The organism is Methylomonas sp. BW4-1 (genome assembly GCF_052474385.1).
The window spans coordinates 2,783,076-2,807,925 of the sequence record NZ_CP184125.1 but is presented as its reverse complement, the minus strand read 5'-3'; the positions used below and the strand labels follow the sequence as shown (position 1 = coordinate 2,807,925).

24 protein-coding genes are annotated in these 24,850 nt (G+C 47.6%); 16 read left to right on the top strand and 8 right to left on the bottom strand.

Annotated elements, in window-relative coordinates:
- Window positions 1-119: 119 nt before the first annotated feature.
- A complete protein-coding gene (queA, locus tag ACH5Y9_RS12920; protein ID WP_445366353.1) occupies window positions 120-1,139 on the top strand; it encodes a tRNA preQ1(34) S-adenosylmethionine ribosyltransferase-isomerase QueA in 1,020 nt (339 codons plus the stop codon).
- Between the two features lie 20 nt (window positions 1,140-1,159).
- Here queA and ACH5Y9_RS12915 read toward each other — a convergent pair whose 3' ends face one another.
- The 7 genes from ACH5Y9_RS12915 to ACH5Y9_RS12885 form a co-directional block, all read right to left on the bottom strand.
- Window positions 1,160-1,621, bottom strand: coding sequence for a type IV pilin protein (locus ACH5Y9_RS12915; RefSeq protein WP_084153333.1), 462 nt, complete (start codon window positions 1,619-1,621; stop codon window positions 1,160-1,162).
- Between the two features lie 181 nt (window positions 1,622-1,802).
- Window positions 1,803-2,093: a hypothetical protein gene (locus ACH5Y9_RS12910; protein ID WP_445366352.1), complete on the bottom strand. Its 291-nt coding sequence runs from the start codon at window positions 2,091-2,093 to the stop codon at window positions 1,803-1,805.
- The gene (locus ACH5Y9_RS12905; protein WP_445366351.1) at window positions 2,068-6,873 is read right to left on the bottom strand and encodes a PilC/PilY family type IV pilus protein; all 4,806 of its coding nucleotides are present in this window, start codon (window positions 6,871-6,873) and stop codon (window positions 2,068-2,070) included. The genes ACH5Y9_RS12910 and ACH5Y9_RS12905 overlap by 26 nt, the downstream gene beginning before the upstream one ends.
- Before the next feature lie 53 nt (window positions 6,874-6,926).
- A complete protein-coding gene (locus tag ACH5Y9_RS12900; protein ID WP_445366350.1) occupies window positions 6,927-7,427 on the bottom strand; it encodes a pilus assembly PilX family protein in 501 nt (166 codons plus the stop codon).
- An 8-nt stretch (window positions 7,428-7,435) separates the two neighbouring features.
- Window positions 7,436-8,506, bottom strand: a complete 1,071-nt coding sequence (locus tag ACH5Y9_RS12895) for a PilW family protein (RefSeq protein WP_445366349.1) — start codon at window positions 8,504-8,506, stop codon at window positions 7,436-7,438.
- On the bottom strand, window positions 8,503-8,973 hold the full coding sequence (pilV, locus tag ACH5Y9_RS12890) for a type IV pilus modification protein PilV (RefSeq protein ID WP_101051604.1): 471 nt from the start codon (window positions 8,971-8,973) through the stop codon (window positions 8,503-8,505). Before pilV ends, ACH5Y9_RS12895 begins: the two co-directional genes overlap by 4 nt.
- Window positions 8,974-8,979: 6 nt before the next feature.
- Window positions 8,980-9,612 (bottom strand): GspH/FimT family pseudopilin, encoded by a 633-nt coding sequence (locus ACH5Y9_RS12885; RefSeq protein ID WP_171694761.1) that lies wholly within the window; start codon window positions 9,610-9,612, stop codon window positions 8,980-8,982.
- A 413-nt stretch (window positions 9,613-10,025) separates the two neighbouring features.
- Between ACH5Y9_RS12885 and ACH5Y9_RS12880 the strand changes: the two genes are divergently transcribed.
- From ACH5Y9_RS12880 to ACH5Y9_RS12815, 14 genes are all read left to right on the top strand, one after another.
- Window positions 10,026-10,388, top strand: a complete 363-nt coding sequence (locus ACH5Y9_RS12880; RefSeq protein ID WP_033157425.1) for a response regulator — start codon at window positions 10,026-10,028, stop codon at window positions 10,386-10,388.
- Between the two features lie 39 nt (window positions 10,389-10,427).
- On the top strand, window positions 10,428-10,961 hold the full coding sequence (locus ACH5Y9_RS12875; RefSeq protein WP_445366348.1) for an Hpt domain-containing protein: 534 nt from the start codon (window positions 10,428-10,430) through the stop codon (window positions 10,959-10,961).
- Window positions 10,888-12,519: a chemotaxis protein CheA gene (locus ACH5Y9_RS12870; RefSeq protein ID WP_445366347.1), complete on the top strand. Its 1,632-nt coding sequence runs from the start codon at window positions 10,888-10,890 to the stop codon at window positions 12,517-12,519. The genes ACH5Y9_RS12875 and ACH5Y9_RS12870 overlap by 74 nt, the downstream gene beginning before the upstream one ends.
- A gap of 19 nt (window positions 12,520-12,538) precedes the next feature.
- Complete coding sequence (locus tag ACH5Y9_RS12865; RefSeq protein WP_101051607.1) at window positions 12,539-13,054, top strand: chemotaxis protein CheW; 516 nt, start codon at window positions 12,539-12,541, stop codon at window positions 13,052-13,054.
- Window positions 13,055-13,096: 42 nt separating this feature from the next.
- Window positions 13,097-15,442: a methyl-accepting chemotaxis protein gene (locus tag ACH5Y9_RS12860; protein ID WP_101051608.1), complete on the top strand. Its 2,346-nt coding sequence runs from the start codon at window positions 13,097-13,099 to the stop codon at window positions 15,440-15,442.
- A 45-nt stretch (window positions 15,443-15,487) separates the two neighbouring features.
- Window positions 15,488-15,994 carry a chemotaxis protein CheW gene (locus ACH5Y9_RS12855; RefSeq protein ID WP_033157428.1) on the top strand — a complete coding sequence of 169 codons (507 nt, stop codon included), beginning with the start codon at window positions 15,488-15,490 and terminating at the stop codon, window positions 15,992-15,994.
- Complete coding sequence (locus ACH5Y9_RS12850; RefSeq protein ID WP_033157429.1) at window positions 15,991-16,752, top strand: ParA family protein; 762 nt, start codon at window positions 15,991-15,993, stop codon at window positions 16,750-16,752. Before ACH5Y9_RS12855 ends, ACH5Y9_RS12850 begins: the two co-directional genes overlap by 4 nt.
- A complete protein-coding gene (locus ACH5Y9_RS12845) occupies window positions 16,752-17,261 on the top strand; it encodes an STAS domain-containing protein (RefSeq protein WP_445366346.1) in 510 nt (169 codons plus the stop codon). Before ACH5Y9_RS12850 ends, ACH5Y9_RS12845 begins: the two co-directional genes overlap by 1 nt.
- A 24-nt stretch (window positions 17,262-17,285) precedes the next feature.
- On the top strand, window positions 17,286-18,122 hold the full coding sequence (locus ACH5Y9_RS12840; protein WP_445366345.1) for a CheR family methyltransferase: 837 nt from the start codon (window positions 17,286-17,288) through the stop codon (window positions 18,120-18,122).
- On the top strand, window positions 18,119-18,757 hold the full coding sequence (gene cheD, locus ACH5Y9_RS12835) for a chemoreceptor glutamine deamidase CheD (RefSeq protein ID WP_020482354.1): 639 nt from the start codon (window positions 18,119-18,121) through the stop codon (window positions 18,755-18,757). The genes ACH5Y9_RS12840 and cheD overlap by 4 nt, the downstream gene beginning before the upstream one ends.
- Before the next feature lie 9 nt (window positions 18,758-18,766).
- On the top strand, window positions 18,767-19,828 hold the full coding sequence (locus tag ACH5Y9_RS12830; RefSeq protein ID WP_033157432.1) for a protein-glutamate methylesterase/protein-glutamine glutaminase: 1,062 nt from the start codon (window positions 18,767-18,769) through the stop codon (window positions 19,826-19,828).
- Window positions 19,829-19,832: 4 nt separating this feature from the next.
- Window positions 19,833-21,035, top strand: coding sequence for a methyl-accepting chemotaxis protein (locus tag ACH5Y9_RS12825; protein ID WP_445366344.1), 1,203 nt, complete (start codon window positions 19,833-19,835; stop codon window positions 21,033-21,035).
- A 44-nt stretch (window positions 21,036-21,079) separates the two neighbouring features.
- Window positions 21,080-21,379 carry an STAS domain-containing protein gene (locus ACH5Y9_RS12820; RefSeq protein WP_445366343.1) on the top strand — a complete coding sequence of 100 codons (300 nt, stop codon included), beginning with the start codon at window positions 21,080-21,082 and terminating at the stop codon, window positions 21,377-21,379.
- Window positions 21,380-21,451: 72 nt separating this feature from the next.
- Window positions 21,452-22,549: an AI-2E family transporter gene (locus ACH5Y9_RS12815; RefSeq protein WP_445366342.1), complete on the top strand. Its 1,098-nt coding sequence runs from the start codon at window positions 21,452-21,454 to the stop codon at window positions 22,547-22,549.
- A gap of 5 nt (window positions 22,550-22,554) precedes the next feature.
- Here the strand turns inward: ACH5Y9_RS12815 and ACH5Y9_RS12810 are convergent, their stop codons facing one another.
- Entirely contained in the window at window positions 22,555-23,967 is a 1,413-nt protein-coding gene (locus tag ACH5Y9_RS12810) for a PhoH family protein (protein WP_445366341.1), read from the bottom strand.
- Between the two features lie 321 nt (window positions 23,968-24,288).
- On the opposite strand from ACH5Y9_RS12810, the gene ACH5Y9_RS12805 reads away from it, so the two are divergent.
- Entirely contained in the window at window positions 24,289-24,828 is a 540-nt protein-coding gene (locus tag ACH5Y9_RS12805) for a hypothetical protein (protein WP_171694768.1), read from the top strand.
- Window positions 24,829-24,850: the final 22 nt, after the last annotated feature.

Sequence of the window (24,850 nt, the reverse complement as noted above, 5' to 3'; positions counted from 1 at the left end):
GCTCCTCACCATACAAAATGATCTAACGTATTAAAAAACTTCAAATAAACTCTCTTTTACGTATCTTGCGGCAGATAAAGTCCCAAGATTGTTCAAAAGTCATTTAAAACCTATTCGGAATGAAAAAGAGCGACTTCAATTATCAGTTGCCGGAGCAACTTATTGCCCAGTATCCGCTGCCGGAACGGAGCGCCAGTCGATTGTTGCGTCTGGATAGACAAAGTGCGGCAATTGCAGACTGTCAGTTTGCCGATTTTGTCGACATGATAAGCAGCAACGATTTATTGGTTTTTAACAATACCAAAGTCATGCCTGCTCGCTTGTTCGCGCGTAAGTCGAGCGGCGGTAAAGTCGAAATGTTGATCGAGCGAATCGAGGATACTCACACAGCGCTTGCTCATGTTAAAGCAAGTAAGTCGCCAAAGACCGATGCCTTGTTGAGCTTGGAGAATGGCGCGGTATGCAGGGTTATGGGTAGACATAACGATTTATTCAGGCTGCGGTTTGAAACGGAAGCCGGCTTGTTGGCGCTATTGGACGAAGTAGGGCATATTCCGCTGCCGCCTTATATTAGCCGTGTTGACGAAGCAAGTGATTTGGATCGTTACCAAACGGTATTTGCCGAGCAACTGGGTGCCGTGGCTGCACCTACAGCCGGGTTACATTTCGATCAGCCAACTATGGATCGCTTAGATCAAAAAGGCGTAGCGCGCAGTTTTGTAACTTTGCATGTCGGCAGCGGCACATTTCGTCCTGTGCGGGTCGAGGATCTATCCGAACACGTGATGCACAAGGAGTTTTATAGCATCTCGCAAGATTGTGTAGATGCAGTTAATCAGGCGAGGGCCAGGGGAGGCAGAGTTGTGGCTATAGGTACCACTGCGGTAAGAGCTTTGGAGTCAGCCTCACATAGTGGCGTATTGCAGGCTGGATGCGGCGATACTGACTTATTTATAACGCCGGGTTATTCGTTCAAATCTGTAGATGCGTTGCTGACCAACTTTCATTTGCCGGAGTCGACATTGTTAATGTTGGTTTCGGCATTCGCGGGCTATGACGCAGTCATGAACGCTTATCGCCATGCTATTGAGCAACGCTATCGATTTTTCAGCTATGGCGATGCGATGCTGGTGATTTAAGAATTTTCTGAGCGAAGATTCTATCTGCTCCAGCATGTTGAGGCATCTAATGTTGCGCTCGCTACGGTTTTGCTGCCTGTATTGTCTATTAATAAGGTACCGCATTTGTCACTGGCTTGGGCTCCGGTCGGAACCGCGCTCAAGGTATAGCTACTAGCACTGGCGCCACTGATAGTTACCGTGTAAAAGCCGGCGGTTTCTGTTGGGATCGTATAGATCGATGGTGTCCCGGTATCGCCGGTTGATGACCCACAACCGGTTACCGCAGTTCCTCCAGCAGCGGCGTCACAAAAGGTATTGGCTTCCGTAAAACGTCGCTCCATGGCATTGGTTAGTCCGAGCAATACGCCTTTGACATCCGCTCTTCGCGATTTGCGTACACTCTCTTGATAGCCAGGTATCGCGACGCCTGCAAGTATGCCGATGATCGCCACTGTAACCATTAACTCTATAAGAGTTACGCCTTGTTGTGTTTTGTTCATTTTAATTTTGACCGGTTTGGGTTTTATCGTTTATTGAAATATGTAAGCCTGTTATCGCATATCGGTTTAATTCAGTGAATGCACGCAAGTTCACGGCTAAACCAAGATTCCCCAAAAGTCACAGGCATTAAATTCTTAGTATCAGACTAATTCCAAAATAAGCTCTGAACAACTGAGCTATTTATCTCAATTGGCGCCAAGAAGTTCTTTTGCCGCCACCTCCGCCGCCGCCAGGGGTAGTTGGGCTTTCTTTAAATTTCATTTCGTCGATGCTCTCGCTACCTGATCCGATACCAATATTCCCAACAAGGCTAAGATTCTTATGTATACCAATGCCCATGTCAAAGCCAGTAGCAGCAACTAATTTGCCATTAATTAGCATAAGGTCATTTACGTCAGCTTTACCATCATTACCGTACAGATCGAAAGAGGCTGTAGCGGGGCGTTTACCTGTGATTGCCTCCACAGTCATGACGCGGTCTCACACCGCCGCCCGAGCAAGGATCAGCACTCGGAATCATTGTCGAGAAAATCACTAAATCTAGATACATCACCGGTGGACTAACGACTCTTTCACCTTGAGCGATGTTCGTGGGATTAAGGAGGTTCATAGCCCAGCCTTTTTTAAGATTGGCTGCACTGCAAGTGGCGGTGGGCGTATCGTCGTCCGTTGACGGAATGGTTGCCACCGAGTAACACACAGTATTTCTAGAGCTTACCCGTACCACGCCTGTACCCTCTACGCCGGCAGAGTTTTTGGGTTTACCCTCATAGGTGATAGTTTGCTCTTGTAGTTTTGCTCTGTCGGTGATTGCCCCAGAGTTGTCATCCCACAGGCCGTAAAAAGACTGAACCTGTGGACTCGTCGGTATGACGTTGTCAGTAGTCTCAAAATATTTGCCTGTACCAAAATACACCATAATGCCACCGGTTTGCTCTGAGCCAACTGCACCAACACTAGGTTTTCCGGTAATCGGTTGACGGTTTGCCGATGTGCATGACGTGCCTGTTGTGGTGCAGGCGACGAATAGTGGCGCGCCACTGTTAGCAATAGTCCAACTAGTTGCGGAGGTCGTGCCTACGTTGAATTTCCAAAGGTTTCCGTAGAGATCCCCGGCGTATATGGTGTCTACAATTGTGTCCCCGTCAGTATCAACCGCCTTTGGTGATGACAGACCATTTTTTTGTGCGGCGTCACCGACTCCGGTATCAAATTTTTTGATTAACGCGCCTGTCTTGGCATTCAATACAAACAACACTGCCTTACCCGCGTCGCTGTTATAGCCATTCGCAACGATAACGGCCCACGTGCCGTCTTTCATTCTAGCGATAGCGGGTTGACCTATCGTATAGCCTAGGTCATTGTCATCCGTGCTAGTGAACTCCCATAAAACGCTGCTGGCGCCAAACGTATCCGGATTAGTGACGTCGAGCGCGAATGCGGCTCTGCCCCCAGCCCCCGTGACACCTGCGAGAAGGGTATGCCAGCTCGAATCGTAATACACGTCGCCAAAGCTTGACATGCCGTCAATAAAATACTGATGGGCATAAGTGAGCGATGTCAACTTGCTTAATTCCGGAAATAACGCATTCGGAACATAAGCAAAAACCTCTGTACCGCCAGTGGTGATTGAGCCGGAGTTCTTTTTGGCGTCGAACCCATGCATCATGCCGTCATTCGCACCCACGTAAATCATGGGTCTGCGATTTTGGTAACTCGTGCTGGCTCGAAATGACGTGTAGTCGCTACCTTCTGCTCCGGGTAGTGAACTGTATCCAAAGTCATCGGTTCCAACATAGACGGGGTCTGAGTTTACGATGTCACCGAGCTTGTTGGTAGCAATTGTGCCATTAGCGAGATCGGTGCTGTTTTCTAAGAAAGTACCGTCAAATTTCTTGATTCTGTTTCTAAAGTTTCCGGTACTCAAACGCTGTTCGTTTGTGTTATCCCCGCGCAACCAATTGAGCCGTAACTCACCTTTGCCGTCAGCAGTACCCGATATTTGGTTTAAATAGTCCTGCTGCGAACTGCCTGTTGGCGCGGTGGTTAAGTTTGCCCAGCGAAACTCTATACCGCGTGGAGCACTGGTTAACGTTGGGTTGAGCGTGTAAATTTTGCGGCTACTTGGCGTCGGTAACTTTGTGGCAGCGTCCCAGTTGAGATTGTTTGTTTCCAATGCGCCAGTAGTGTCATTGATCGGAATCGCCAACAAATGTCCGCTCCAGTCTCTGGGATCGAATTTGGCTTGATAAACCAATGTCCCGGTATTTAATTTTGCGGTATTGGCGGCTACCGCAGAGGAAGAACTGACGTTGCTGAGTATTTTGGCAAAAGCTTTTCCTAATTGCTCGGAGAGTTTACCGGCATTGGTTACCAGAAAATAACCGTCAGGAGTACCATTTTTATCTTCGTCCCATTCATTTTGGTCAAGAATGTTGTCTTTGTTTTTGTCGTTTACGCCCCATTTTGCCGCGTACCAAAGCGGGTCATGTTTAATAAAGCTGGCTGAGGTGGTGTTGCCTACGGTAAATGTTCGGGATGTCGTGAGTGGTAAAGAGACGCCATCGGCCCAAGTACCACCAGGAAACTGGCCTGGAGGTGTATCAAGAAAATAATCTTTATCATTTTCTCCGGCATCGGGTTTATCACGTACTTCCAGATAAACGCCGTCTTTGGTGGTACCGGAAATAACGTAACCCATATGTTGGGTTATGCCACCCGCGGCATAGGTCGAATTCAGATCGACCACTATTTCATTTGATGTATTAACACTGAATGTGTATTCCACAATCGCGTCCATATCATGATCTGCGGCTTGCTCAACGTCCTCGTAATTTATGCGGAATTTTCCGTATGGGCGTCCTCCGTTAATCGAGGTATCTTTATTACCTGGAGTAACACCCGAGACAGGTTCTACCGTGTTGACAATCTTTTCCACGTAAAAGTCTACGATCTGATTGGTGGGCTGAAAGCTTGTTGAGGACTGGGTGATGCTGGAGCCCGCTACGGATTTTGCGAAGGGTACCAAGGTTACTATCTTACCGTTGACCGGTATTTCGATTTTGGGTAGCGGCGAGGCTAAAGCGACAGCCAAAGTACTCGGCTTTTGGGCGTCATACTCATCTGTTTTGCCATCATCGATAAATTTTGGATTTAAGTCGGTTCTGGCGCCATGAAGTGCAATACTGCCTGCGTAGAATCCACCTAATTTGGTGGGTTCTTCCGGAGCGAGGCCACGGATATTTTTAAAGCTGTTTGCCGATTTTGCCGTGGGGGCACCGTCGCTGATAATCCCCGATTGACCGATAAAAATATTGCTCGATTCGGATTCGTTACCCCATATTGTATCGGCTAGAGTCGATACATTCAGACCAGACAAATCACCTGAGAACGACGAGTCAAAATAGCTGCCGGGTAACTGATTGGTATCGTAGGATGCGTTTATATCGCTTATAACCAGTTGCATTGGTTTCGCACAGCTCAGATATTTACCGCCTGTATCTGAATACGGATCAAGCCAAGTCGGCAAAGGCAATCCTAGTGTCGCGTCAGGGGTGTCGGTGGCTGTTATGGAGTAGGCTGAGGTGGGGGCTGCTTTACCGGCAAAATAGCGCAAACCCTCGTACATCATTTCCGCTATGGGGTTACCCCATTCGGCTGCTTCACCTTCTGTTATTGCGCGCGTGGTAATCCACCCAGAAGCGTAAGCATGATCCGAGTAGTTGAAGGTGTTGATACGTAGGTTGTTGATTGTCTTGACGATACCGTTGGTTGTCGTAAATATGCCTGTAGTAGGGTCTACTTCGTTGGTGAAAGATTCTATGTTTTTCCTGAGTACGCCGCCTGAGATGTTCTTTTTATAAGAACCGGTCAGCAAGCCAAATGCCATCGAGTCGTTTTCGCCATAGGTGTGTAGCAACCCTGTGGGTTTATAGGTTGTGGTTGATCCACTTTTGTAGGCTTTGCAGTTGGCTTCCAATTTGCCGGTTTCGCAGACTTTAACGTTAACGTTGTAGTCTGCAATTGCCGAATCAACAACTATGACTTCTTTCCAACGTAAAACAAAACTGTCCTGTCCATCCGCTTCTTCGTGGTGAAACTCGATGTCATAAGATTTGCCTCCCGTTAGGTAGATTGAGCCTTTCTTGTCATTGCAATCGCATTTGGCATGTCCGTCGTAAAAGCCGGCTACTATTGTCGAGCCAATTTTGACTTCTACTGCGTCGTCGCCATCGACGGAAAACTGATAGGTACCTGATAAGACGGGCGTAATTTTACCTTTGACTACGGTAAGATACCCATTTGAACGGTAGGGATTACCGCTGGCTTGAAGGGTAGTCATGGTGTCAGTGCCTTGTAGACCGCCTGGTACCGCATAGGTGGTTATAAATGTCGCAAAATCGCTAGCATTGGCCGGATGTGCGGGGAAATTGCTGTCCGTAGTTTTGTAAGTTTTACGTTCCAGATTGCTCAAAACAGCAGCGGGTACCGTATTCCAGGTGGGAGATATAGAGCCTGCTTTTGCACAATCTGTTCTAGTTCCGTTGTCGCATTTAGTATCGGCAACAGGACGTTCTATCGATAGCCATTCCCACACTCTGAATTGGGTATCGTTAAGTACTCGTAAGAGTGGCTCTCCCGTGTAACTTAATGAAACATTGGCAAATAAATGTCGTTTGCCCGTCACCGGTTCGCTAAGGGGGGTGTAATCCGAAATTAAGTAGCCTGGGGTGTTGGCCGGGTCATATTCTTTGCCCCAGGAGTGAGCGTCTTGGGGAATAAACGAGCGTTTCAGTATAGTTTGCGTGGTGCTGTCGTCACCGCGGTAACCGCCATACAAGACTTTGCGCAAAGCATCTATACGGGCTGTCGTCAGATAATTAAGAAAGTCGCCGCTCCAGTCACCGGCCACGCTTGAGCACTTTTTATCGGTTGTGGCATCTTTGGGTTCGAAATAGCCGGAACTGTTGTAATCGTAACAGCGTTTTGAATCGAAATAGCCGTAGTAGTCAATTGCCGGTTTATAGCCAACGTCAATTAATCCATCGCCGTTAAGGTCAGAGGCATCGTTATAGGCTTCATAATACAACTTATGATCGCGACCCATGGTCAGCATGACAATAGGCGGAACGCTGGAGGTTAGAAATAAAGGTTGTTGAGAAATACCTGCCGAAGCGTTGAAGCTTGCTAGCAATGTCTGAGACAGAATCAGCAAAAAAAAGGCTTTTACTTGGCGTTGCTTAGTTTTCATGATTTTGCCCTCTGCGTTTTTCTGTCTGAAATCAACATAGTCAGTACGACTCACTAAATTTGGTAAATAGACTGGAGCATGACGATAGTGTCTGCTGTGCCGCCGGTTGCTCTGGCGGTAATTCGATAGTTATGTTTTCCGGGACATGCTGCAGGTGCGGGCAAGCAGCCCAAGTCTTCGATTATGTAACGAGGATTAGCGCTGAGGTTTGACAAAACGCCCGTATAAAGCACCGAATCATTGTCGTCCCAACTTATGCTGTCCCAAACTTCCGACGTTTCCGCTGTTGCGCTATTGCAATCGTTATCGCGCGGATTGAATCTCCCGGCAGCTTTGCTGCAGGTGTAGGCATGGGTATTTAGCCAAGTTTCCCCCCCTTGCAAGGCGGACTCCGCCGCTTGAAAGGCAAGATTACGGTCACGCATATTGCCGGCCATTTTTTCTTCCAGACTGGTGACATTGGTGCCGGTCACGCCAATGATCGTCAGAAGCATCAGCATGATTAAGGCGACGACTAGCACTGCGCCAGTTTGTTTTATTTTCGACTTATTCATGGTGCCACCTATTGCAGCCGATTACGTACTGCAAGCGTCGCGTTGAAAACGCGGCGAATTCGCCGGTCACCAGGGTTAACGCCGGTGGCGCCGTTGTAATCGTAAGAGAGGGTTTGCGAGGCCAGATTCTCGCTGGTGCGCGCCAAGAGTGAGATACGCACGCTGGCGACATCGGTGATATCGGTGACGTTAGCTGCGGTTTTATATTGGTTGGCTACACCGTCGGCATCAGTATCTTCACCATATAGAATTTGCAGGTTTTCGATGCCATCGAGTATTTCAACTGGATTGCTGCTGCTACTTGCAGCCTTGGTATTGTCGTATCGCCAAAGAGCCGGTTCTCCGCTTGCGCCTGGACGGATGAAATAGCTGTATGCGCGGTAAGCAAAGACTTCCGAGCTGGTTTTGTAGCACGGTGGGGAAGCGCAAGTTGCCGGCAAAGACACCGCATTGTGCTTTATCAGTGTCGAGGTAGTGCCCGTGGTGGCCCGGAAAAGGTCGGCGTTGCTACAGCTGGATATTAAAACCGGATCACCATCAACTATGCCGCAAGTATTGGCACTGGAAATTTGTATATCCGAGGTTGCGCTTGCCATATCTGCTGACAAATAACCGCCGCAACTTTCACCGAAAACTACTGTTATCACATCGGTGCCAGGGGTAATCGGCGTAGCTAAACCTGACAAGGCGCTTGGCAAGGCTGGGGACCAAGTGGTCGTTACCGGCGATGCCTCACTGCCGTTGTAGCCGACTATGATAGTGGCTGGTGTTGGCGACGATATAGCTGGCGCAACAACGGGCGAGGTAATTGCGGTTGTGGCAGTATTGGTGGGTGTTAAATCGGTTATGGATATACAGCCTTGAAAACCGCTTAAGCGTAAGTCTTTGCTGAGTATTTCCAACGCATAACGGCTGTTTTCTTGTAAACGGGATAAGCCTTCCTGCATCCCGTAAGTCTGCTTCGCGTTAACGAAAATCTTGATTACCCCACCTAATAGGAATGCGCCCAGAAGCAGCGCTATCATAATTTCTATGAGAGTCATGCCTGTTTGCAGGAAATAGGTCTGATTTTTTTTCATGGCTGGAAACTCATTACAAACCGTTGCGTCGCCGCCCCATCGTGGTCGTCATCCCACCAAATTTTTACCGCATACGCATCGCCGATCCCGTCGCAGTTGTGTGCGGATTTTGAATTTCCGTCCCCCGGGGTTTTGTCCTTACAAACAACACCTTCGCCGCTAGGTAATTGACTTCTTAGTTGGTCGTTCCATTGTTTTAAATCGTAACCAGCCATTTGTGCCGGTGTGCAAGTGTTTGCTAAGCAATCGTTATTCGTTTCTGCTTGGTTATCGTAGTTACCCACTGCGTTTGCTCGTACTCGGTCGGCTATATCGTAAGCAAGCAAAGTAGCCTGTGAGCGAAAATATGCACTTTGATTGTTCCGCAGGCTTGTGGATTGCAAGCCCGCCAAACCCAGCAAGCCCAGGGCAAGTATCACCACGGCGATCAAGACTTCTATTAATGTGAAACCGTTGGTTGTTTTCATCGGTAACTAAAATGGGGGTAAGCAGGAGGTGATATTCGAGGCGGTGCTTGCGACCGTGTCCTTGTTTGGTATGCCATCGTTGTTTGCATCGAGGCCCATGCGCAATCGACCGATAGGGCTAACGATTATCAGCCTAGAGGTGTTTGCTTCGGGGACGTTATTGCCGTCGCTGTTGTTGCAGATTACAAAGCTACCTCCACCATTACTTTGTCCAGAAGAACTAAAATTAATGAAGTCTGAAAAACTATTGCCTCGCAAGGTATAAGAGGCGCTTAGTGCTCCATAAGTTTTGAGAAGCACATCGTCGCCTGTGTCGAACTCGCCATTGTCATTTGCATCCGTGAAAACATCCCAGCCTTGCTCCCAATTCGCTGAAGCCCAGGCGGTCTTGTTCTTATTAGTCGATGATTTGTCGTCAACTTTGCGCACAGTCACCGATACGCCACGTTTTACCGCTTCGCTTCGCGCTAAATTCAATGCTGTGACTAATTCGTTGGCTGATGTGGTTAAGCGGTTGTTGCTGATAATCGAAGTGAAGCTTGGAATTGCAATACCCACCAGAACGCCGGCGATAGCGATGGTCACCATCAGCTCAACCAGTGTGAATCCTTTAGATGTTTCGGTGAATAATTTTTGCATGATTTATTGGATTGTGACTCAGGTAGTTGGGCGCAAATGAACTCGAACTCTGTTGCTGTTATTTGCCGCTCCGGCCTATGAAAAGTGCATTTCTACTCCGGGAACAGGGAAGCGTTGGCTCGTCAAAATCGAGTTTGAAGATAGCACAGGATTCAACAAAGTTATGCGAGTTAAACCACAATCGCAATGTGAGTGTTTACGGATTTTCGCCAAAATGGCGGTCCCTGCAACGAAGCGTCTTAGATTTTTAAAATGAGTGTTTTTCGGCAAGATCAGCTTTCTCTAACTACAATCTTAGCTGAGCTTAGCTACAATCTGAGCAATGTAAAATTCGAATCAGCTGAACTAGCAATCGCAGTTTGTGCTGATTTAACAGTTTTAAATTATGTTCGATAAATTTTGAGGAGAAAATTGTGGCAACAATTCTTGCTGTAGACGATTCCGCATCAATGAGGCAGATGGTGGCGTTTACCTTAAAAGGCGCCGGTTATAACGTGGTAGAAGCGGTTGATGGAGCGGATGCCTTGAATAAAGCGAAAGCGCAAGCTTTTGATTGCGTCGTTACTGATGTCAATATGCCAAACAAGGACGGAATTGAGTTGATTAGAGACTTACGCGCTTTACCAAACTACAAATTTACGCCGATGTTGATGCTGACCACTGAAGCGGGAGCAGATAAAAAGCAGCAGGGCAAAGATGCCGGTGCAACTGGCTGGATAGTGAAGCCATTCAATCCCGACCAACTCTTGAAAACGATCAAAAAAGTGATGGGCTAAGTATCCGCCTCTTCAGAGACATCAGCACCGGGTAATTCTATGTCAATCGATATGGCGCAATTTCATCAGGTTTTTTTCGAAGAGAGTTTCGAAGGACTTGATGCGATGGAATCGGGATTGCTCAATCTTGATTTGGGGGATGTTAACGTCGAAGACATCAACACCATTTTCCGCGCCGCGCATTCGATCAAAGGCGGTAGCGGAACTTTCGGTTTTACCGCGGTTTCCGACTTTACCCATGTCATGGAGACCTTGCTTGATGAAATGCGCGATGGCCGCAGAAAGATCACGCAACCGGCGGTTGATGTATTGTTGGGGTCAGTCGATTGTTTGAGAGATATGCTGCAATCGATACAAAACGGCAGTGAAGTGGATCAGTCTGATGTCGCTGAGCATAAATTAGCATTGGATAACGAGCTAAATAATACAGTGCCCAGTTCCCCTGCAGGGAGACACGCTCCGGACACTTCGGCGTCAAAAAGTGCTGCGGATTTGCCGGTTGACGAAGCTGAACAAATCGCCGGTCTGGGTGATAGCCTTCAGCCCACATTTACATTTGTTGAAGACCGGTAACGAACCGGTGCGGATGTTCAGGGAGTTGGCAGCCCTGGGCCAATTGACGACAACCGTTGATTTACAAGGTGTACCCGATCTTTACGATTTGGATCCGGAAGAGTGTCATTTGTCCTGGAAATTGCGTGTTTTGGGCGATATTCCGGAGGCGGAAATTGACGAGATTTTCGATTGGGTCGAGGACGATTGCGATTTGGCTAAACAGCCAATCTACAAAACGTCCACAGGTTCTGCGCAAGCCGAGGTCTCAGCAGACATCGCTATAACGCCCGTTACAAACAGCGTTCATAGAGACATCAGCCCTGAGTTTGCAAGTACCGGAGAATCTGAGTCGAATACGCTGGAGCGTAAAAACGGCAAAAAAGAGGAAGCAAAAGCCGCACCGAAAGGTTCAAGTTCCATTCGCGTGGATACCAGCAAAATCGATACCTTGATTAACATGGTAGGGGAGTTGGTCATTACGCAATCCATGCTCAGCTTATTAGGCGAACATTTCGAACTGAATAAACTTGATCAATTGAAAAACGGACTTTCTCAGCTAGAGCGGCATACCCGCGAACTGCAGGAAAGCGTGATGAACATTCGCATGCTGCCTATCAGTTTCGTGTTTAGCCGTTTCCCACGGCTGGCGCATGATATCAGCAGCAAACTAGGTAAAAAAATCGAACTTAAATTGGTGGGTGAACACACCGAAGTGGATAAGACAGTCGTCGAACTGCTCAGTGATCCCTTGGTTCACTTAGTCAGAAACAGCTTGGATCATGGCATTGAAATGCCCGATGTCAGGCTCGCGGCCGGCAAACCCGAGACGGGTACGGTTACCCTTGAAGCCTATCATCGCGGCGGCAACATCGTGATTGAAGTGACTGACGATGGTAAAGGCCTCGACAAAGATAAATTAAGGGCCAAAGCCATTGAAAAAGGTTTGATCGATCCCGATGCGATCTTAAGCGATAAGCAAACATACGAGCTGATTTTTATGCCGGGGTTTTCTACGGCCGAAAAGCTTACCGATATTTCTGGTCGCGGGGTGGGTATGGATGTGGTGCGACGTAATATCCAGGCTTTGGGCGGCAACATAGAAATCCTTTCCGAGTTAGGCAAAGGGTCCACCATTTCCATTCATCTCCCGCTGACTCTGGCTATCCTGGATGGTCAGTCGATTGCGGTTGGCGACGAAACCTACATATTACCCTTGGGTTCTATTATCGAGTCACTCCACGTCAAGGAAGACAGGCTTAATAGAGTAGCGGGCAAAGGCGAAACTTTCCTGTTACGCGGCCAATATCTGCCGATTATCAGAATGCATCAAATTTTTAACGTACCCACTGCGAAAACCACCAAGCTAACCGAAGGTTTAATTGTGGTTGTCGAAGGGCAAGGGTTGCGTTGCGGATTGTTCGTGGATGATCTGCTTGGGCAGCAGCAAGTGGTAATCAAGTCGCTCGAGGCGAATTATCGACGGATTGACGGGGTATCCGGCGCAACTATTCTGGGCGATGGTTCGGTGGCACTGATTCTTGATATCCCCGGTCTCGTGCGTTTAGCCAATCAATAAACCTAACCTAAAGCGTGTCATGTCGGAAATAATCGAACTCAGCAGCACTGACCAGCAAGATGCAAAGCGGTTGGATACTAGTTTGCAGTTTTTAAGCTTTACCTTGGGCCAGGAAGAATATGGGGTAGATATTCTGCGAGTTCAGGAGATTCGCAGTTGGGAGCCGGTATCGCGAATTCCTAATGTGCCGGCTTATGAAAAAGGTGTGGTCAATCTGCGCGGTGCGATAGTGCCTATCATAGATTTACGCGAGCGATTTCAACTGGGACACAGTGATTATTCGCCTTTGACGGTCGTTGTGGTCTTGCAAGCGCACATGGCCGATAAAACCAGGATCATCGGGGTCGTGGTGGATTCAGTTTCAGACGTTGTCGATGTCAATAAAAAAAGTATCCAAAGCGCGCCGAATTTTGGTGCAAAAGTCAGTACTGAATTTATCAATGGCCTGGTTTCAGTAAATGGCCGAATGGTGATGCTGTTGGATGTAGATAAATTATTAAAACTTGATGGCCTGGATGGTGAAGATGAAAGTTAAAAAAAGAGCTGTTTATGGCTGGCTTGTAATGGAGGATATGCAATGAAACTCAATCACCCTGTGACTGATCGCGAAGTCTTAATGAAGCCAGGCACCATTTTGGTCACGCGCACTAATTTAAAAGGCATTATTACCTATGCAAACGACGCTTTTATCGAAATTAGCGGCTTTAGCAAGGATGAACTTGTGGGGGCCAATCATAATATGGTTCGTCATCCTGACATGCCGCCGGCGGCATTTGAAGATTTATGGAATTGTTTGAAGGCTGGGCGCCCGTGGACCGCACCCGTCAAAAATAGGACCAAGACCGGAGATTATTATTGGGTGGAAGCAAACGTAACGCCGGTGTTCAAGAATGGCAAAGTGCAGGAATACCTGTCGGTTCGTTACGCGCCATCCCGGGAACAAATCCAACAAGCCGAATCTTTGTATGAAAAACTAAATGCCAATAAAGCCACAATACGGCCGACGGGGATTAATGCGCTCATCAAGAAATTACTGGAATTGGGCTTGTGGAAAAAAGTGGGGATTATCTATCTGATCTTTTTGTTGCCGACGATCAATTCCATTTACGATCACTATATCGAACAAAAATACCCGGAGATGTTCCTGTTTTTGGGCTTGGCCGGATTTGCCTCAATATTGGGATATTCGGTGATTCGCAGTGTTGTAAAGGCTCTAGAGAATTCGATACGTATTTCTTATCGGATGGCGGATGAACAATTCCGGAATACTATAGATTTGGACCGTGGTGATGAGATCGGCGATTTCTATCGGGCCTTATACGGCATGCAAGTTAAATTGAATTCCGATTTGGCTTATTCCAAACAGGTAGCGTCGGAAGCGATGCGCATCAAACAGGCGCTCGACAATGTGCAGTCCTGTGTCATGGTGGCTAACAACGATTTAGACATCATCTACATGAACAAGACAGTAACCGATATGTTCCAAAATGCGGAAGCAGACATTCGCAAGCAGTTGCCTGACTTCAATGCCAGCAAACTGATGGGCGCCAACATCGATCAATTCCATAAAAAACCAGCTCACCAACGAGGCCTGTTGGCAAACCTATCCAGCACATTTAGTTCTGCGTTGGTGATTGGCGGCAGACACATGAATATCGTTGCCAACCCGGTTAAGAACGACGAAAACGAGCGTATCGGCATCGTGGTCGAGTGGTTGGATAGAACGCATGAAGTAAAAATCGAGCAGGAAATTGCCAGCATTGTGGAAGCTGTCAAAGTGGGTGAGTTGTCCAGCCGGATTGAGATGGCCGACAAACAAGGCTTTTTTGAAACGCTCAGCGAAGGCATCAACGAACTGACCGATGTGATCGAAAATGTCTTCCGAGATGTTGGCAGTACCATGCAAAGTATGGCTTCTGGAGATTTGACCAATCGAATCACCAGTGACTACCAAGGGGTTTATTTAAACTGCAAGAACGATATTAATACCACCATCGATAAACTGAACGAAATTTTCGGTCAGGTTAGCGAGTCTGCTCATTTTATTAACAACTCGTCCCAAGAAATTGCCAGCGGTAATAACAATCTATCGCAACGCGCCGAGCAACAGGCTGCGAATTTGCAGCAAACTGCCGCCAGCATGGAAGAGTTGACCAGTACTGTAAAAAATAACGCCGATAACGCTCAGCAAGCTAACGCAGTGGCCAATAACGCCAGAGAATTGGCTGAAAAAGGTGGGAATGTCGTCAAGGCGGCGGTTTCCGCCATGCAGGAAATCAACGAGAGCAGTAATAAAATCGCTGACATCATCAGCGTGATTGATGAAATTGCCTTCCAAACCAATTTGTTGGCTTTGAATGCCTCAGTGGAAGCAGCCAGAGCAGGCGAGCAAGGTAGAGGCTTTTCCGTTGTTGCCACAGAGGTGAGAAATCTGGCGCAACGCAGTGCCACGGCAGCCAGGGAGAGTAAAGAGCTGATTCAAACCAGTGTGCAAAAAGTCAGAGCAGGCACCGAGTTTGTGAACGAAACCGGTAAAGCGCTGAACGAAATTGTGGCAGGTGTGCAGAAGGTGGGGGATATCGTCGCCCAGATTGCCGATGCAAGTATTGAGCAGTCTGCGGGTATAGGGCAGGTGAATCAGGCTGTTGCGCAAATGGACGAAATCACCCAACAAAACGCGGCGTTAGCCGAAGAAGCATCTGCCGCCAGTGTTTCAATGAGCGACTTGTCTACGAATATGGTCGAGATGTTGGCGTTTTTCAAAACAGAAAAAAAATCCGGGCAGCAAAAAGTTGTTCATCAAGCCGATAGTGCCAGTGTTGTTCGTGCAGAGGCCAATAGAATGGCATCATCGCCAGCGGTTCGTCAGCCGAGTAGTTTTAAGCAAACCTCACAAGCCGACGACGAGTGGCAGGATTTTTAGCGGAGTTGCTTGATTGACCAAACCATTAGATAGGGAATAGCCGCCATGACAGCCGATTTAGAATCCAATCAGCACGTTGAGCAATTTCTGACTTTCGAGTTGGAAGGCGAGGCATATGGCATCGAAATTTTGAAAGTCCAAGAAATTAGAGGTTGGGAGCCCATTAGAAAAATTCCCAATACCCCTGATTTTGTAAAAGGTGCGTTAAATTTGCGCGGTTCCATAGTGCCGATTGTCGATCTGCGCGAACGTTTTCAGATGCAAAAAGTGGAATATACCCCGGTGACGGTCGTTATTGTGATGAGTGTCAATACTGCTTCCGGTACTTCGGTGATGGGCATCGTCGCTGATGCCGTATCCGACGTGTTGGATATTAAGTTGTCCGATATAAAAGAAGCGCCGAATTTGGGGTCGAAAATCAATACTCAATATATGCGCGGCATGTTCGTCGGCAAGAAAAATATGGTGATGTTATTGGATGTCGATAAGCTTTTAAATCCGGAAGAGTTTGTCGGTATTGCCGGGCTTGCTGCTATTGCCGAGGGTAAATGAGCGCGAGGATTGTAGCGGTCCTTAACCAGAAAGGCGGGGTAGGAAAAACCACCACTTCGGTCAATTTGACCCACGCTCTAGCTAAACTCGGTAAGAAAATTACAGTGATAGACTTTGATCCACAGAGTCATTTGGCCGTTTCGCTAGGTTCCGTAGATACGCAAACAAGTGGGATTGATAAGGTTTTGTTGGAAGGGGCGAGTCTCGCGGAGCAATCAATTCCGGTTAGAAAGAATCTGAATTTGGTGGTTGCCGGTCCAAGATTGCAGGAAATTGAGCAATTGACGGATGGTGGAGCCAGACGTGGCGATCTGCTCCGCAGAGCTTTGCTTGACGGCAATCGCGATGAAGATTTTATCTTTATCGATTGTCCCCCTTCTTCCGGGGTATTGGTGGCCAATGCCTTGTTTGCCGCCGATGAAATATTGGTGCCAATGACCAGTGATTATTTGGCATTGCAAGGCTTGTCGCATTTGGTGGGAACCATCAGGAAATTTGAAAGTGCTTTGAAAAGGCCCTACAAATTTTCCCTGGTCATGTCCAGATATATACCGGCCAGACGCATGTCAAAGGAGGTATTGAGTGTCATACAAAAATACTTCCCTGGGCAAATTTTGGCGACCACCATTCGGGAAACGGCTTTACTCGCAGAGTGCCCTAGTTTTGGTAAAACCATTTTTGAATATCGCCCGGGCTGCCGTTCCGCACGAGATTTTATGGCACTTGCCGAAGACTTTTTAGAAGGGAGGATGATGTAATGGCGGAACAAAATGAAGATAGTTTGATCGGTTACGACCCTCTGGCCTGGATGCATCGATCAGATTTCAATCACGACTCGCAAAAAGCCCAAGTTAGTGAAGCGGAAGCGGACAGTTCGACAGAACTTGCGAGCTCGACAGAAACAGCGTCAAACCTTGAGACAGACTTGGATCAAGCGCCGGCCGACGCCTCTGAGTCATACGCCTCTCAAAGTGAGCGAGCGGTTTTGGTATTGGATTCGGTACTGAATATTCAAAATGTCTCGGCTCTCCACCAGCGCTTAACGCAGATGCTCAGCAATTTTGAGGCTATCGATATCGACGCTTCCGGCGTGACGATGATAGATACCGCAACTCTGCAACTGTTATTGATTTTAAAGCAGACTGCAATTGGCTTGCAGAAATCCGTTTCTATCGATTTTCCTTCCGATAAGTTTATTGAAGCCTCGGAGTTGTTGGGGATTGCCGAAATGTTGGAAGTTGATCAGGCTACATCCGGCTTCTTTTGATGGGGTACTACCCGAATATACAAAATGAAAGAAAAAGCGCGCGAGTTTGAATATACCCAAGCAGATTTTGACGTTCTAAGGAAAATATCCAACCAATATTCCGGAATCTTGGTGCCGGACGATAAATTCGATATGTTTTATTCGAGGTTGTCGAAACGGGTCCGCGTGCTGGGCTTCACCAGCTTCAAACAGTATTGTCACTATTTGAAAAACAACCCGGATACTGAGTTTACTGAATTTATTAATGCTGTCACCACTAACCTCACTTCTTTTTTTCGCGAAAATCACCACTTTGAATATTTAAGCAAGACGGTTGTACCGGGCTTGCTTAAAAAACATGCAGGGACTAAACAGATTAAAGTTTGGTCTGCAGGTTGCTCAACAGGTGAGGAGCCTTATTCTTTGGCGATGACCTTGAAGGAAAGCGTTCCGGCTGATTGGACTATAAATATTCTGGCTACCGATCTTGATACGAATGTTTTGGCCACCGCCGCAGCCGGTATTTACATGGCTGACCGCGTGACAGGAATAGCCGAGCAACGCCTTAAGCGCTGGTTTCAAAAAGGTGTGGGTGGACAAGCGAACAAGGTGCGAGTTAAACCGGAATTGAAAGAATTGATAGAGTTTAAACAATTGAATTTGATGCAGGAGTGGCCCTTGAAAGGGTATTTTGATTTTATTTTTTGCCGAAACGTTTTGATTTATTTTGATCGGGAAACCAAGGCGATGTTAGCGAATCGTTACTGCGGCTTATTGGAGGAGGGCTCATATTTGTTCATTGGCCATTCAGAATCCTTGCATCAGCTCGATACCGGATTCAGTTTGGTAGGTAATACTATCTACAGGAAGTCGAGTAAGTGAGTCATGTGCCCCATGTGGAAAGATCGCTTATCGCCGGCTTCGAAAATGTTAATCGGTATTGGGATCAAGAAAATCAAATAGTGGCGGCAAAATTGATGCCCGGTGACTACTACGTCACCAAACAGGATGAAATGATTACTACCGTGCTGGGTTCTTGCGTGGCAGCTTGTATAAGGGATGTGGTGACCGGCGTCGGGGGGATGAATCATTTCATGTTGCCGGAGACCAGTAAAAGTCGTTTGAACGACAGAGACGAAGCCGTCGTTGGCAATGCCTCGCGCTATGGCAATTACGCGATGGAACATTTGATCAATGCTATTTTGAAAAATGGCGGTAAGCGTAAAAACTTGGAAGTTAAGTTGTTCGGCGGCGGCAAAATCATCGCTACCCTGGGTGATGTGGGAGCCAGAAACATTCAATTCGTTTTGGATTATGTGGATACTGAAGCGTTGAATCTGGTTTCTCATGATTTGGGCGATATTTATCCGCGTAAGGTGAATTTTTTTCCGCATACCGGACGGGTCAGAATGAAAAAAATTAAAGATTTACACAACCAAACTATCTTCCTGCGCGAGAAGCAATATAGTTCGAGTATCAAGGACGCACCGGTTGAAGGTAGCGTAGAGCTATTTTAGGAAACCAGGATGACAAAAATTAAGCTATTGATTGTTGACGACTCGGCATTAATTCGCCAAATGTTGACGCAAATTTTTAATGAGGCAGGCGATATTGAAGTCGTCGGCACGGCCAGTGATCCGATTATTGCCCGGGAAAAAATAAAGGCCTTGAATCCCGACGTATTAACACTGGATGTAGAAATGCCGCGTATGGATGGTCTGACATTTTTACGTAATTTGATGCGTTTACGACCGATGCCGGTGGTCATGATTTCAACGTTGACCGAAAAAGGCGCCGAAGTCACCCTTGATGCGTTAGCGCTAGGTGCGGTTGATTTTGTGGCAAAACCAAAAATCGATGTCTCCCATGGCTTACGAGCCTATGCGGATGAGATTATCGGTAAAATCAGGATGGCCGCTCAAGCAAAAGTCAAAGCTTTGGAAACCAATCGGGTTAATGTCCCAGCTCTTAATTCAGTGAATGAGAATGCAGCCAGTACGATGAAAAAGCATTTCAAAACGACTCATAAAATAGTGGCGTTGGGTTCTTCAACGGGCGGCACCGAAGCGGTCAAGGAACTGGTAAAAAGCCTGCCCAGGACGGCGCCGGCGATTGTCATTACCCAACATTTACCGCTCGCCTTCAGCGCTTCGTTTGCCAAACATGTTAACGAGGCCACTGAGATGACTGCTTGCGTGGCTAGCGATGGGCAGCTGATATTGCCCGGAAATATCTATATAGCGCCAGGTGATCAACATTTAATGGTTGTGAGAGATGGTGCTCGTTATGCGTGCCGCCTTGATGATGGTCCACCTGTCAACAGACATAAGCCTTCCGTGGATGTCCTGTTTCGATCAGTTGCCGAGAATGTGGGTAGCAATGCGGTTGGGGTTATGTTGACGGGCATGGGGGCGGATGGTGCCAGAGCCATGCTTGAGATGCGCGAGGCCGGGGCCGTCAACATAGTGCAGGATGAAGCATCCAGTATCGTTTGGGGCATGCCCGGCGAGGCCTACAAACTGGGAGCCGCGCATCATGTGTTATCCTTGGGGAAAATAGCGGAAAAAATCCTGGCCCTGGTGGATTGAAAATATGTTGCAGTTCCTAAAAGATAACGCGCTTCTGGTTTTATTCACGCTGGTAGTTTTGTTATTGCCGTTGCTTTCGTCCAACGCGCTGGTTTATTGGCTAGCCGCCCCCATCGCAACGATGTTGTGGATGGTCAAAGCATTTCGTGCGCAACGTGCGCAAGTGTCAGCCTTGACAAACAGCAAGGGTCTAAGCGAAGCCGAATTGGTGCGCGCGATTGATGACTATTTACTGCATTTGAAAGATTGTATCGACCAAGAAGCCTCCTATTTTCGCGCGGAATTGGAACAGCTCAAATCCATGCTTGCCGATGCGGTGACTACGATGTCCAACAGCTTCAATAGCTTGGCTAGTTTGACGTCCGGGCAGTCATCGATAGTATATTCGTTGGTAGCTGATCTGGAAGGAAGTACTGACAAAGGGCGCAGTACTCTAAATTTCACGAGTTTTGCTCAGGAAACCGATGATGTCCTGCAGTTTTTTATCGACCATATTCTGCAAATCAGTAAGCAGAGCATGGAAATGGTCGCGGTCATCAATGACGTTGGGGGCCATATGGCTCATGTCGAGAAACTATTGGGCGATGTGCAGAAGATTGCCGATCAAACCAATTTGTTGGCTCTGAATGCCGCCATAGAAGCAGCCAGGGCGGGAGAAGCCGGTCGAGGCTTTGCAGTGGTTGCGGGAGAAGTGCGGAATCTTTCAAAAAACTCCGATAAGTTCAGCGAGGAAATTAAGCGCGTGGTGAAGGCCTCCAAGGATAATATCCGCGAAGCGCAAACCATGATCGAAATAATGGCCTCCAAAGACATGAACGTGGCGATTAGTTCCAAGGCCAGTATCGACAAGATGATGGATGATATCGCCATCATTAATGCCAATATCTCCAACAATGTCGGCGAAATTTCCCAACTGACCAATCAAATCGAGTTCAATGTGGGTAATGCGGTGAGAGGTCTGCAATTTGAGGATATGGCCCGGCAATTGATTGAATACTTACAATTCAATTTAGAACATTTCGGTTCGCTATCCGACGAGGTCAGTATAGGTTTGGGGGTATTTAAAACCGGTGGCGGCACGGATTGGCGTGACCAATTACGGCAAGGCTCGGATCGCTTGAAAATCATGAAGCAACAGTGGCAAGTCAGAAAATCGCATATTGTGTCGCAATCTTCCATGGAGGAAGGCGATGTGGATCTGTTTTAGGCTAAAGTTAAGAGATGACATGAAAATTTGTGAGGTTAAAGAATATGGGTATTGATGCACGTGTTGATGCGGGAGTGCTGTCGATTAAAATAAGCGGCCGGTTCGATTTCGGCGTGCACAACGAGTTTCGCGAAGCCACCAAGCTGGTTGAAAGTGGCGTGAAGTTGATAGAAGTGGATTTGGTCGGCACCGAATACTTAGATAGCTCAGCCCTTGGCATGCTGTTAGTTCTGCGAGATAAGATGGCGGGTGATAAGTCGGCAATACGGATTAAAAATTCGCGTACCGAAGTTAAAAAAATTTTGGAAATCGCTAATTTTGATAAATTATTTACACTGTCCTGAGCAATCCCGCTTTTTTATATAACCTAATGGCGCGATCAAACCGACAACGGTTTGCGTAGCCGCCAACACCTCATGAACCAGCAGACTGAATTTTCCAGTTCCGATTTCATTAGAAATTTTTTCCAGCGATTTCTACCCAATTCCCAAGTTGTTTCCCTAGCCATAGTTTTGCTGGGCGGCTTTTTATTGATATACGGCTTGCTGGATTTGCTGATGCCGGTCTTTGTGGCGATTGTGTTGGCGTATCTACTGGAAGGGCTGGTGGTTAAAGCCGAACAGCGTCAACTCGGTCGTTTGATTTCGGTGCATCTCGTATTCTTTGCGTTTATGGCTGTGCTGGGTTTTGTGTTGTTCGTGCTGGTGCCGATAGTGTCCGAGCAAACCGTGCAACTGGTGCAACACATACCGGAGATTGTTTCCAGTACCCAAGCCGAAATCATGCGCTTCCCTGAACGCCATCCGGAACTGATTTCGGAAGTCCGGATTCGCGAAATCATGTTCTCCATTCAGCAAGACTTGCTCAAGTATGGTCAGGATTTGATCTCCGGCTCCGCCCAATCGTTTGTCGGACTGGTGGCGGTCATCATTTACTTGTTTTTGGTGCCGTTGATGGTGTTTTTCTTTCTGAAAGATAAACAGGTTTTATTGGGCTGGTTTGTACAGTTTCTACCAAGGGATACCAGTCTTAGCCTGCGAGTGTGGCATGAAGTCGATAGGCAAATAGCCAATTACGTTAGAGGCAAATTTCTCGAAGTGTTTATCCTGTGGGCGATCAGTTACATAGTCTTCTGGTTGTTGGGTTTGAATTATGCGATGTTGCTTGCGGTACTGATGGGCTTGTCTGTGGTGATTCCTTATGTCGGCGCGACATTAGTCACTTTTCCGGTATTGGCGGTGGCTTATGTGCAGTGGGGCGTGGGCGGCAGTGATCATTTTATGTATGTGTTTATTGCCTATTCAGTGATTCAGGCGCTGGATGGTGTCATATTGGTGCCGCTGCTGTTTTCTGAAGCCGTGAATTTGCATCCTATTGCAATTATTGTTGCCATCCTGTTTTTTGGCGGCTTGTGGGGTTTTTGGGGGGTATTTTTTGCGATACCCTTGGCCACGCTGGTTAAAGCGGTATTAATGGCGTGGCCAAAGGCTGAGATCAGTCAATCATCGGCTTGATGGCTTTACAAATTATCGGATGCAAAATCCGCCAGGCGGGAACGCTCGCCGCGCCGCAAAGTAATATGGGCGCTATTCGGCCAAGATTTGAAACGATCAACCACATAGGTCAAACCGGAGCTGGTTGCCGTTAGATACGGCGTATCGATTTGCGCCAGGTTGCCGATGCAGATAATTTTTGTCCCCGGTCCTGCCCGGGTAATCAAGGTCTTCATCTGTTTAGGCGTCAGGTTTTGTGCCTCGTCGATAATCAGGTAGCGGTTCAGAAAAGTCCGGCCGCGCATAAAGTTCAGCGAACGAATTTTTACCCGGTTCATCATGACGTTTTGCGACGCGCCTTGTTCCCATTCGGTCGTGCCCGAGCGGCTGCCCAGCAACTCCAGGTTGTCCATCAACGCCCCCATCCACGGCGCCATTTTTTCCTCTTCCGTACCCGGTAAAAAGCCAATGTCCTCGCCGACCGGCATGGTCTCCCGTGTCATGATAATTTCCAAATAGGCTTTGCTTTCCAGAGTCAAAGACAGGCCGGCTGCCAGTGCCAGCAAGGTTTTACCGGTGCCGGCAGAGCCTATTAACGTCACGAAGTCAACGTTTGGGTCGAGCAGGGCATTCAACGCAAAATTTTGCTCGCGGTTTTTGGCGGAAATGCCCCAGATGCTATTGTGTTTGGTCCGATAATCGCGGGCCAATTGCAACACAGCCGTGTCGCCTTCGCGGCTCTTCACGATGGCTTCGAAGTTATCTTCGCCTTCCATATACAGATATTGGTTGGGATACCATTCGGCCACCAGCGGACCATTCACGCGGTAGTATGTGTGGTCGTTTTCCTGCCACGATTCCATCTTGCCGCCGTGTTCCTCCCAGAAGTCGCTGTCCAGCGGCATCGTGCCGGTGTAGAGCAGGTCTATATCTTCGATGGTTTGATCGTTATGGTAATCCTCGGCAGTAATCTGTAGCGCGGCTGCTTTGATGCGCATATTGATGTCTTTGGAGACCAGGATTACATTCACATCCGGGTATTCCTTACCCAAGGCCAATACGATACTCAGGATAGAATTATCGGCAATCTGTCCAGGTAGGTCGGCAGGGAGTAGATGCGACAATTGCCGGGTTTGAAAATACAAACGGCCGTCGAATTCTCGCTCGCCGTTCAAAGCATAATCGATGCGCGACAGCGGTAGCCCGGCGTTGATGGTTTGTTGATCGGCATCGCGGATTAATTCGTCCAAAAACCGGCTAACTTGGCGGACGTTGCGCGATACGTCGGATAAGCCTTTTTTGGCGTGATCCAATTCCTCCAGCACCACCATCGGAATGAAAACATTATGTTCTTGAAAGCGAAAAATGGACGTTGGGTCGTGCATCAGTACGTTGGTGTCCAACACGAACAATTTTTTGCCGGCGGATTGAATATTCATATTATCCTTTTAAAAAGCGTGGAAAAGCGGTTTCAACGCAAACCCGGTGCTGCGCTAAAGGTATTTCTACTCCAAGTGTAGAGTTATCGTCAACCGAGCTATCGCTTGCCCTGTGCCCGATAAGCGTTGCTACCTTATGCAAAAGAGTAGTGCGATTTCACCGTCAATTCCGGGTTTTTTAAAAATACCGGCGCCAATAATCGACTAATCTCCAGTTTCTCTATACTTAAGCCGTCGTCATTGCTTTTGTATAGTCGGTTACAATAGGGCGCATATGTCGCGACAACTTCATTTGTATCGGTATTTTTAGGATAGTTATTTATGACACTTTCACCATCAAGCCAGCCAGACTTGGGTTGGAGCCAGATTAGGGAAACCATCAAGCTGTTGACCGTTTCGGTTGCTCAGGTTGAAGGCAGCATGAAAGCCGGCGACGAGTCGGTCTCAGCCTTGGCCGACTCGTTTACCGGTATGGTTGAAGATATGAAAAATATTCATCAGTTACTGAGTAGTTTTCAGCAGAGCGAGAGCCGCGACCAAGCTCTGGCGCATTGCGAGGCGACCCAGGATAAAATTTATTCGGCGATTGTGGCGTTCCAGTTTTATGATCGCCTGCAGCAATGCTTACAACACGTGTCCAACAATCTAAAAGGCTTGTCGGTCATCATCGATACGCCGCAGAGGTTATATAATCCTGCCGAATGGTATAAGTTTCAGGAAAGCATTCGCAACCAGTACACTATGGAATCTGAAAAAGTGATGTTTGATGCTATCCATCAGGGCAAAAGCGTCGATGAAGCGCTAGCCTTGTTTCAACAAGCAAATCGGCAAAGCGACGACGATGAAATCGAACTGTTTTAATTTTACTTGGCTACTCAAATCG

Coding starts and splice junctions, on each gene's coding strand:
- ACH5Y9_RS12805 (WP_171694768.1), top strand. CDS start 24,289: ATGACACTTTCACCATCAAGCCAGCCAGACTTGGGTTGGAGCCAGATT.
- ACH5Y9_RS12830 (WP_033157432.1), top strand. CDS start 18,767: ATGACAAAAATTAAGCTATTGATTGTTGACGACTCGGCATTAATTCGC.
- ACH5Y9_RS12820 (WP_445366343.1), top strand. CDS start 21,080: ATGGGTATTGATGCACGTGTTGATGCGGGAGTGCTGTCGATTAAAATA.
- queA (WP_445366353.1), top strand. CDS start 120: ATGAAAAAGAGCGACTTCAATTATCAGTTGCCGGAGCAACTTATTGCC.
- ACH5Y9_RS12905 (WP_445366351.1), bottom strand. CDS start 6,873: ATGAAAACTAAGCAACGCCAAGTAAAAGCCTTTTTTTTGCTGATTCTG.
- ACH5Y9_RS12815 (WP_445366342.1), top strand. CDS start 21,452: ATGAACCAGCAGACTGAATTTTCCAGTTCCGATTTCATTAGAAATTTT.
- ACH5Y9_RS12900 (WP_445366350.1), bottom strand. CDS start 7,427: ATGAATAAGTCGAAAATAAAACAAACTGGCGCAGTGCTAGTCGTCGCC.
- ACH5Y9_RS12895 (WP_445366349.1), bottom strand. CDS start 8,506: ATGAAAAAAAATCAGACCTATTTCCTGCAAACAGGCATGACTCTCATA.
- ACH5Y9_RS12865 (WP_101051607.1), top strand. CDS start 12,539: ATGTCGGAAATAATCGAACTCAGCAGCACTGACCAGCAAGATGCAAAG.
- ACH5Y9_RS12850 (WP_033157429.1), top strand. CDS start 15,991: ATGAGCGCGAGGATTGTAGCGGTCCTTAACCAGAAAGGCGGGGTAGGA.
- ACH5Y9_RS12840 (WP_445366345.1), top strand. CDS start 17,286: ATGAAAGAAAAAGCGCGCGAGTTTGAATATACCCAAGCAGATTTTGAC.
- ACH5Y9_RS12910 (WP_445366352.1), bottom strand. CDS start 2,093: ATGACTGTGGAGGCAATCACAGGTAAACGCCCCGCTACAGCCTCTTTC.
- ACH5Y9_RS12875 (WP_445366348.1), top strand. CDS start 10,428: ATGTCAATCGATATGGCGCAATTTCATCAGGTTTTTTTCGAAGAGAGT.
- ACH5Y9_RS12860 (WP_101051608.1), top strand. CDS start 13,097: ATGAAACTCAATCACCCTGTGACTGATCGCGAAGTCTTAATGAAGCCA.
- pilV (WP_101051604.1), bottom strand. CDS start 8,973: ATGAAAACAACCAACGGTTTCACATTAATAGAAGTCTTGATCGCCGTG.
- ACH5Y9_RS12845 (WP_445366346.1), top strand. CDS start 16,752: ATGGCGGAACAAAATGAAGATAGTTTGATCGGTTACGACCCTCTGGCC.
- ACH5Y9_RS12885 (WP_171694761.1), bottom strand. CDS start 9,612: ATGCAAAAATTATTCACCGAAACATCTAAAGGATTCACACTGGTTGAG.
- ACH5Y9_RS12810 (WP_445366341.1), bottom strand. CDS start 23,967: ATGAATATTCAATCCGCCGGCAAAAAATTGTTCGTGTTGGACACCAAC.
- ACH5Y9_RS12825 (WP_445366344.1), top strand. CDS start 19,833: ATGTTGCAGTTCCTAAAAGATAACGCGCTTCTGGTTTTATTCACGCTG.
- ACH5Y9_RS12855 (WP_033157428.1), top strand. CDS start 15,488: ATGACAGCCGATTTAGAATCCAATCAGCACGTTGAGCAATTTCTGACT.
- ACH5Y9_RS12915 (WP_084153333.1), bottom strand. CDS start 1,621: ATGAACAAAACACAACAAGGCGTAACTCTTATAGAGTTAATGGTTACA.